The following is a 1,300-nucleotide window of genomic DNA, read 5'->3' as shown; positions in this document are numbered from 1 at the left end:
CTTCGCATTTTCGCATGAAGGCCTCGCGAGCGATGCTACGACTCGCCGATCATCCTGATGATTTCGCGGGTTTACAAGGTCTACGGGAGGGCGATTACGTAGCGAAAGGGACCGCGGGGCGACAGCGGGCCAGATCCGAAAGTCTGAATAGGAGCCGCAGTCAACGGCGCCCGTCTCCATAGCTTTAGTTTCGGCCGCAGGAGCAGGTCGGTCGCAGCTTAGCGCGACCATGGCCATGATAACGACGGTTGCGGTTTTATAGCTTGCGGTCTGGCAATTGGCGCCGGCTTTGGCGCCTGGGCAACATTGGCCGACTGCCGTGGACGCGGCAAGGGTACTTCCTGCATGACCTGTGGCTTTTCTGGGATCGCGTTCGTAACTTCAGGCATCATCTCCTTTGGTGCTGAGGCGTTCGCCGTGGCGCGGGCGAGTTGCTCCTGGTTTGCGTTGAGGCGATCGGTGAGCGTTTGACTTTCGCGTGCCATCTGGATCTGGATCCCTTTGACATCGTCGATGACACGGCTGTTACGTGCGAGTTCTTCCTGGCCTGTCTTGAGTTGGCGCGCGACATTTTCATTGTCGTGGACCAATTTCTCTTGCGTCACGTTAAGCTGTTCGACTGCTTGCCTCAAGGCAGCGAGATCGCGCGTCATCGACTGCAGCTGCTGCGTCAAGTCGGAAACCAGGTCGATTGCAGACGGCGCCGCGTCTTTCGGCGCCGCAGCGTCTCGGGGGCCCCGCGTTAGGGGTGCAGGGTCCGAAGGGGCCCTCATCGCCGGTTATGCGGAGGACGACCACCACCACCAAGCAGCAAAGGACACAGCCAACAGAGAGCAGACGAAGGCCACGTGGGGCTGTTTCGTCGGTTGATGGTTCGTTGCCGGTGCGCGAGACGTCTCCATGGTCGGCTGGACCGAGGGACCGTCTTCCGCCTTGCGCGTCAGGTGCGAAAGCTCCTCCGCGATCTGCCGTTCCGCGACGCTGTCGTCCCGCGTGGAAGCCATTTGGTGCTCCATATGAACCCTTGACGACGGTGCTGACTTTCGTTGTTTAGCACAGTTTTAGCCTGTGCGCTCGGGCCCAGCGCTGCGCGCGAAGGCGCCGTCGGCAAATGAGTCCGATCGCCGAAAGTTCGAGGCTGATCGAGGCAGGAAAAAGCGCCTAAACTCCAGAGCCGCGTGTGCTTATGCCGATGTATGACGTCGACTGGCAGGCTCGCGTGTCTTGCAGCGGGCGCACTCAACCTCCAGCCAGGCGAGTCCGCCACTAAGCATTGATCGATCGTCGGGCAGGGCTGCGC

General features: G+C 60.8%; 2 protein-coding genes. Both read right to left on the bottom strand.

The window, feature by feature from the left end:
- Positions 1-218 precede the first annotated feature (218 nt).
- The gene (locus tag IVB36_RS00640) at positions 219-674 is read right to left on the bottom strand and encodes a hypothetical protein (protein WP_247390229.1); all 456 of its coding nucleotides are present in this window, start codon (positions 672-674) and stop codon (positions 219-221) included.
- Between the two features lie 105 nt (positions 675-779).
- On the bottom strand, positions 780-1,004 hold the full coding sequence (locus IVB36_RS00635) for a hypothetical protein (RefSeq protein ID WP_247390228.1): 225 nt from the start codon (positions 1,002-1,004) through the stop codon (positions 780-782).
- Positions 1,005-1,300: the final 296 nt, after the last annotated feature.

This window comes from Bradyrhizobium sp. 35 (assembly GCF_023073215.1).
GTDB classification, from domain to species: Bacteria; Pseudomonadota; Alphaproteobacteria; order Rhizobiales; family Xanthobacteraceae; genus Bradyrhizobium; species Bradyrhizobium canariense_D.
Note: the sequence above shows the minus strand (reverse complement) of the source record. Positions and strands in the feature narration are given on the sequence as shown.